This is a genomic window from Pseudomonas fuscovaginae SE-1 (assembly GCF_000364705.1).
Taxonomy (GTDB): Bacteria; Pseudomonadota; Gammaproteobacteria; order Pseudomonadales; family Pseudomonadaceae; genus Aquipseudomonas; species Aquipseudomonas fuscovaginae_A.
The window spans coordinates 1-6,806 of the sequence record NZ_AQOH01000096.1 but is presented as its reverse complement, the minus strand read 5'-3'; the positions used below and the strand labels follow the sequence as shown (position 1 = coordinate 6,806).

Genomic DNA, 6,806 nt, shown 5'->3' with positions numbered 1-6,806 from the left:
TTTTAGCCATATCAGCCATCTACTGCACCGCCTTTTACTTGAGCACACGCCTACCCTTCCAACTTTACTCATTCAACGAATTCATTGCCATCCTGATAAACTTCCAGATATGCTACATGCTTTTCTGCTCGCTAGGATCCATACTAACACTCCTGCCAATCAACTTTCAGAACGCCAATACTTTATTATCAGCGCTGTCGCTAGCCATGCTGGTTCTCGGCTTATCAAAAGGCACTTCAGATAATTTCATCCTTGAGATTCTCAACGCTAGCAACCCCCTATGGCATACCTCCCAACTCATAGCGCAAGGTTTCAATCAGCAATATGGATTGGCCATACTCTCTTTTTTCCTTTTTAGCACCTGCACAGCCATCAACGTAAAGCTGCTTCGCATCAACCCTGTATGGAGCCGTTACTGATGATTTCCTTGCAAGCCAACCACCTGTCCTTCAATTATGGCAACAAGATCATTTTCGAGGAGGCTTCGCTCACGGCTGAGGCCGGAGCAATTACCGGATTGCTGGGTGCAAACGGCTCAGGGAAAACCACCTTTTTCGACATCATCTGCAAACTGAGAAAACCCACCAAAGGCGAGGTGATCAATACCTTCGTCAAGCAGCTCTATCTCTCACAGATCCTGACAACCCCTCCGGCCCTTCGCATGTTCGACATATTCAGGATGACCAACCTGCTGTGCTCATCCAAACAGGTTTCCCAAGCACAGGTGTTGAGTAGGCTTTCGTTATGGAGTCCGAGCATCACGGAGCGCTATCAGGAAATCTGGAAGAAGAAGTCATCGCTATGCAGTTATGGCGAGAAACGCTGGTTCTTCACCCTTTCACTGCTGTCGATGGAGGCTGACCTGATCATTCTTGATGAGCCAACGGCGGGAGTGGACCCGGAGTTCAGGCATTATATCTGGCAGTGCCTGCATGGTGCGGCTCGAAGCGGGAAGGCGATTCTGGTTTCGTCGCACAATGTCGATGAGATCGCCGAACACAGCGACTGTTTTTACATGATCAGTCAAAAGCAGTTCCGGCGTTTTGCCGATGGGCAATCATTTCGGGACCGCTACAGTGCCCATTCGCTTGATGAGGCGTTCATCAACGCCATGGCTTGCTGAAGAAGACGGCCGATACAACGGACTGGATCCTCAGGCCGCAGTCCCCCGCCGATAAAACGCCAACACCCCACCCAGCGTCATCAACAACCCGCCGGTCACCCGGCTGAACACCCGCAGGTGCCCGCCCTGCAAACGGCTCAGCAACCGCGCACCACACAATGCGTAGAACAGCATGATGCTGACGTTGAGCAACGTCAGTACCACCGCCAGCGCTGCGTACTGCGGCAGTTGCGGCTGCGTGCTGTCGATGAACTGCGGCAGGAAGGCCGACATGAACAGCAGCGCCTTGGGGTTGGTCAACGCCACCACGAAGCAGCGCACGAACAGCCCGGCACTAGGGCTCGAGCCCTGCTGCACCGGCACCTCGGCCAGGGTCCCGCTCGAACGCAGCATTTTCCAGCCGAGCCACACCAGGTAACCCGCCCCCACCCACTTCACCGCCTGGAACAGCGTTTCGCTGGCCTGCAACAGGATGCCCAGGCCACAAGCCACCGCCGTGACCAGCACGGCATCGGCCAGCACCGCACCTGCCATGCCCCAGGCCGCCGCCCGCACACCGTGGTTGGAACCGTTGTGCAGAGCCAGCAGTACGGTCGGGCCAGGCATGGCGATGATCGCCGCGGAACTGATCAGGAACAGAAGCAACGTTGCCAACGTCATAAATGAAGGTCGCCTTGAAGATGAAAACCGGGCGTCATTCTGCGGCCTGAACCACCGGCCTTCAACCGCGCCCTGCCGACCTGCCGTTTGTACTGGACGGGACTAAGATGTTTCGTGATAAAACAGCAGGAAGCACTGAAGCGTTTCAGCGTCCTTCCTTCCAGACAGGGTATTGCCTCATGACCGATCAGAAGCTGCTCGACTCACTGTTTCCCAAGGCTGCGGACATTCCGGAAAAGTACCGGCTCGAGGGTCAACTGGAACAACGCGACTACCTGGTCGACGGCGCCTTGCGCACCTGGAACGGCCCGCTGGCGCAAGTACGCAGCCCGGTGTACCTGGCCGGTGCCAATGGCGACGAACAGGTGATACTCGGCAGCACCCCGCTGCTGGACGCCGAAACCGCCCTCACCGCCCTCGACGCCGCGGTTCGTGCCTATGACCGCGGCCAGGGCCAATGGCCGACGATGCGGGTGGCCGAGCGTATCCAACACGTCGAAGCCTTCCTGCGGCGCATGCGCGAACAGCGCGAGGTGGTGGTCAAGCTGCTGATGTGGGAAATCGGTAAGAACCTCAAGGACTCGGAGAAGGAGTTCGACCGCACCTGCGACTACATCATCGATACCATCAACGCCCTCAAGGAACTGGACCGCCGCTCCAGCCGCTTCGAGCTGGAACAGGACACCCTCGGCCAGATCCGCCGCGCGCCCATGGGCGTGGCACTGTGCATGGGCCCTTACAACTATCCGCTGAACGAGACCTTCACCACCCTGATCCCGGCGCTGATCATGGGCAACACCGTGGTGTTCAAACCGGCCAAGCTCGGCGTGCTGCTGATCCGCCCGTTGCTGGAGGCCTTCCGCGACAGTTTCCCCGCCGGGGTGATCAACGTGATCTATGGCAGTGGCCGGGAAACCGTGAGCGCCCTGATGGCCAGCGGCAAGATCGACATCTTCGCCTTCATCGGCACCAACAAGGCCGCCAGCGACCTGAAGAAACTGCACCCGCGCCCGCACCGCCTGCGTGCGGCCCTGGGACTGGACGCGAAAAACCCCGGCATCGTCCTGCCGGAGGTCGACCTGGACAACGCGGTCAACGAATCGGTGACCGGTTCGCTGTCGTTCAACGGCCAGCGTTGCACGGCGCTGAAGATACTTTTCGTCCACGAGGACGTGGTCGACAGTTTCATCGAGAAATTCAATCGCAAGGTCCAGGGCCTGCTGCCCGGCATGCCCTGGGACAACGGCGTGGCGCTGACGCCGCTGCCGGAGGCGAGCAAGGTCGACTACCTGGAGGGGCTGGTGGCAGATGCCGTCGCCAAGGGCGCGCGGGTGGTCAACCCCGGCGGCGGCCAGACCCGTGCCTCGTTCTTCTACCCGGCGGTGCTGTACCCGGTGAATGCGCAGATGCGCGTGTATCAGGAGGAGCAGTTCGGCCCGGTGGTACCGATCGTGCCCTACCGCGATCTGGAAACGGTGATCGACTACGTGCTGGAGTCGGACTTCGGCCAGCAACTGAGCATCTTCGGCACGAATTCGGCCCAGGTCGGGCGGCTGGTGGACACCTTCGCCAACCAGGTCGGTCGGATCAACATCAACGCCCAGTGCCAGCGCGGTCCGGACACCTACCCGTTCAACGGCCGCAAGAACTCCGCCGAGGGCACTCTCTCGGTCCACGACGCGCTACGGGTATTCTCGATCCGCACGTTGGTGGCGACCAGGTTCCAGGAAAGCAACAAGGCGCTGATCAGCGACATCATCCGTAATCGCGAGTCGAGTTTCCTGACCACCGACTACATCTTCTGAGTCAGAGAAACAGATACACCGCAAGCAACACCAGCGAAACCACCAGGATGGCTTCCCCGAACAGTTCGAGGGAGCCTTCCCGTTCGGGGCCATAGTTGCCGTTGACACTCGGCTGGCGCATGGCCCAGCGCTGCCGTGGCCGCCTGTCGAAATGCCCCAATGCCCAGATGGCCGCCCCGATGGCGCCGAACTCCAGGGCAATGATCAGCAAAAGTGTCATACCGCTGTCCTTTTCAGATCGGATAACCAGGACGTTAGGGCGCCATTGGCGAAAAACGTTCGTCGTGGAACGGCATTTTTTCACTCGCCGACCTGCTGCCCTTTCGTTCTGCAGGCCGCACTGTTCTATCATTACCCCAAGGCTCCCTCGGCCATCGCTCCCGCCATTCTCATAAGAAACTCATGCCACGTATCGACCTGCGCCGACTGATCCTGTTGCTCTCGCTTGCCGTTGTCACCCTGACCGCCGGCAACCTGTTCTTCGCCAGTTACCAGACCCAGCGCAATTTCCTGATGGCCCAGACCCTGGAAGCCAACCGCATCTACGCGGCAAAACTGGCCAGCTCCACCGACGACTTCCTCAAGTCGACCCAGCAACAACTGGCCCTGAGCGCCAACCTGCTGCCGGCAATCTGGGACCAGCCGGAACAACTGTGGCAGGAGACGCACCGCCTGCGTCGCCAGACCAACAGCTTCAACTCGGTGGTGATCATTCGCGCCGACAACAGGATCATCGCGTCCTCGCCACAGTCGATGCATCTGACTGGAACCCTTTCCGTCAGCGAAGGCACCCGCCAGGCCAGCGCCTCGCGCCAGCCCTACATTTCGAGCCCCTATGTCGGCAACAACAACCACCTGATGATCCAGATATCCCATCCGATCTTCGATGGTGAGGGCAATTACCTGGGCTACCTCGGTGCCGGCATCTACCTGAACGAACCGAACATCCTGCACTCGCTGCTGGGCGAGCACTACTACCGCGACGGCTCCTACCTCTATGTGGTCGATACCCAGGGCCGGCTGATCTACCACCAGGACCCCACGCGGATCGGCGAGGTGATCAAGGGCAATCCGGCGATCGATGCGGTCATCACCGGAGCGACCGGCAGCCGGCGACTGACCAACTCCAAGGGCATCGACATGTTGACCGGCTATGCCCCGGTACCCCGTATCGGCTGGGGGGTGATCAGCCAACGGCCGACCGACATCACCCTCGAAGGCCTGCAGCGACTGATGCTGGAGGTGGCCGGCTACGCCGTGCCGCTGTCGCTGCTGTCATTGCTGGCAATCTGGTGGCTGTCCTCGCTGATCACCAAGCCGCTCTGGCAACTGGCCAACTCGACCGAGCACTGGGGCGCCTCGAGTGCCGCGCAGTCGGTAAGCAAGGTCAAGGCCTGGTACTACGAGGCGGCACAATTGAAAAACGCCATGCAGAAGGCCCTGATGTCCCTGCACCAGCAACTGGGCCGGCTCAACCTGGAAAACGTCACCGACTCGCTCACCGGCCTGACCAACCGACGTGGCCTGCAGCTGATCCTCGAGGACTGGGAAAGCCACCGCCAGCCTTTTTCGGTGCTGGCCCTGGATATCGACCATTTCAAGCAGGTCAACGACAACTACGGGCACAGCGCTGGCGACCTGGTGCTGCAACATGTGGCCCAACAGATGCGCCGACACTCGCGCGAGAGCGACGTGCTCTGCCGCCAGGGCGGGGAGGAGTTCCTCATGCTGTTGCCCGCCACGCCGCTGGACCAGGCGCTTCAGGTCGCCGAACGGCTGCGCAGCGCCATGGCCTACACCGAAAGCCCGAACGGCATACCGGTCACGGTATCCCTGGGCGTCATCGACTGGCCACGGGAAGGCGAGACCGTCGCCCAGGCCCTCAAGGAAGCCGACCTGGCCCTGTACCGGGCCAAGGGCAAGGGGCGCAATCGCGTCGAAGCAGTGCCACCGGCCACCACGACCGGGTAGACTGGCCATCACGCGACAGACAGCGGGCCAGCGTGCTGCCACCCCCTCTCTGCAGATTCCGTACACCCGCTCCCTTCGGGGACTTCCCGCGAGACTTTCCGCCAGCATGACTTTCAACTTCGACACCCTGCTCGACCGCCGCCACACCGGCAGCACCAAGTGGAGCCGCTACCCCACCGATGTCCTGCCCATGTGGGTGGCGGACATGGACCTGCCGGTGGCGAACGAAATCACCCGGGCCCTGCACCAGCGCCTCGAACATCCACAACTGGGTTACAGCGTGGCCCAGGATGCCTTGCGCGAGGCCATCGTCGTCGACCTGTGGAACAAGTACGCCTGGCGGATCGAGCCTCAGGAGCTGGTATTCCTGCCGGGTGTCGAGCCGGGTTTCAACATGGCCCTGCGCGCCTTCGTGCAACCGGGACGCAACGTCGTGGTACAGACGCCGAACTATCGCCCGCTGCGCCTGGCGCCGGGCAACTGGAACCTGCCGAAGGTCGAACTGCCCTTCGAACGTGACGCCCAGGGCGACTACGTCACCCCCGTCGTCGCCCTGCGCGATGCGCTGCAGGACGGCGGTGCGCTGTTGCTGAGCAACCCGCACAATCCACTGGGCAAGGTCTTCCCCCGGGAAGAGCTGCAACAGGTGGCCGAGGCCTGCCTGGAACGCGGCGCACTGATCATCTCCGACGAAATCCATGCCGACCTCTGCTATGACGGACGCCGCCATGTGCCCACGGCCTCCCTCAGCCCGGAGATCGCCAAACGCACCATCACCCTCATGTCGGCGAGCAAGGCCTACAACATCGCGGGCCTGAAGACCGCCTATGCGATCATCCAGGATCCGGTGGTACGCGAGCGCTTCAACGCCGCTCGTGGCGGCATGGTCGACAGCGTCAACACTCTCGGCCTGGAAGCCACGACAACCGCCTACCGCGAATGCGGACCGTGGCTCAAGGCGCTGGTGGAGTATCTGCAGGGCAACCGCGATTACCTGCAGCACGCGGTACAGACCCGCCTGCCGGGCGTGGTCATGCAACCGGCCCAGGGTACCTACCTGGCCTGGCTCGATTGCAGTGCATCGGGCTTGGAGGATCCCTACCAGTTCTTCCTCGACCAGGCCAGGGTCGGCCTGAGCGCCGGCGTGGAATTCGCCGACGAGGCCCGGCAGTTCGTCCGCCTGAACTTCGGCTGCCCGCGGGCCCTGCTGGAGGAAGGGATCAGTCGGATGGAAAACAGCCTGCGCC

Annotated in this window: 6 protein-coding genes and 1 pseudogene; 5 read left to right on the top strand and 2 right to left on the bottom strand. The window is 61.3% G+C overall.

All coding sequences use genetic code 11. The annotated features are described in order from the left end of the window. Both K675_RS33600 and K675_RS0110795 read left to right on the top strand, forming a co-directional pair. Positions 1-419, top strand: a pseudogene (locus K675_RS33600) (ABC transporter permease); the annotation flags it as partial. After that, entirely contained in the window at positions 419-1,123 is a 705-nt protein-coding gene (locus K675_RS0110795; protein WP_017903536.1) for an ATP-binding cassette domain-containing protein, read from the top strand. The pseudogene K675_RS33600 and the gene K675_RS0110795, both read left to right, overlap by 1 nt. A 30-nt stretch (positions 1,124-1,153) precedes the next feature. Here the strand turns inward: K675_RS0110795 and K675_RS0110790 are convergent, their stop codons facing one another. Beyond that, complete coding sequence (locus K675_RS0110790) at positions 1,154-1,783, bottom strand: LysE family translocator (RefSeq protein WP_017903535.1); 630 nt, start codon at positions 1,781-1,783, stop codon at positions 1,154-1,156. A 179-nt stretch (positions 1,784-1,962) separates the two neighbouring features. Between K675_RS0110790 and K675_RS0110785 the strand changes: the two genes are divergently transcribed. Then, positions 1,963-3,588 carry an NADP-dependent glyceraldehyde-3-phosphate dehydrogenase gene (locus K675_RS0110785; protein ID WP_017903534.1) on the top strand — a complete coding sequence of 542 codons (1,626 nt, stop codon included), beginning with the start codon at positions 1,963-1,965 and terminating at the stop codon, positions 3,586-3,588. Position 3,589: 1 nt separating this feature from the next. Here the strand turns inward: K675_RS0110785 and K675_RS0110780 are convergent, their stop codons facing one another. After that, entirely contained in the window at positions 3,590-3,808 is a 219-nt protein-coding gene (locus K675_RS0110780) for a hypothetical protein (protein ID WP_017903533.1), read from the bottom strand. Between the two features lie 182 nt (positions 3,809-3,990). Here K675_RS0110780 and K675_RS0110775 point away from each other — a divergent pair, with 182 nt between their 5' ends. Both K675_RS0110775 and K675_RS0110770 read left to right on the top strand, forming a co-directional pair. Further along, positions 3,991-5,559, top strand: a complete 1,569-nt coding sequence (locus K675_RS0110775; protein ID WP_017903532.1) for a sensor domain-containing diguanylate cyclase — start codon at positions 3,991-3,993, stop codon at positions 5,557-5,559. 106 nt (positions 5,560-5,665) lie between these two features. Next, positions 5,666-6,806 (top strand): MalY/PatB family protein (locus K675_RS0110770; RefSeq protein WP_017903531.1); only part of this gene is annotated, 1,141 nt, incomplete at its 3' end.

What these genes read in the sequence shown, in the direction of transcription:
- K675_RS0110780 (WP_017903533.1), bottom strand. Translation starts at nt 3,808, where the DNA reads ATGACACTTTTGCTGATCATTGCCCTGGAGTTCGGCGCCATCGGGGCG.
- K675_RS0110785 (WP_017903534.1), top strand. Translation starts at nt 1,963, where the DNA reads ATGACCGATCAGAAGCTGCTCGACTCACTGTTTCCCAAGGCTGCGGAC.
- K675_RS0110790 (WP_017903535.1), bottom strand. Translation starts at nt 1,783, where the DNA reads ATGACGTTGGCAACGTTGCTTCTGTTCCTGATCAGTTCCGCGGCGATC.
- K675_RS0110795 (WP_017903536.1), top strand. Translation starts at nt 419, where the DNA reads ATGATTTCCTTGCAAGCCAACCACCTGTCCTTCAATTATGGCAACAAG.
- K675_RS0110775 (WP_017903532.1), top strand. Translation starts at nt 3,991, where the DNA reads ATGCCACGTATCGACCTGCGCCGACTGATCCTGTTGCTCTCGCTTGCC.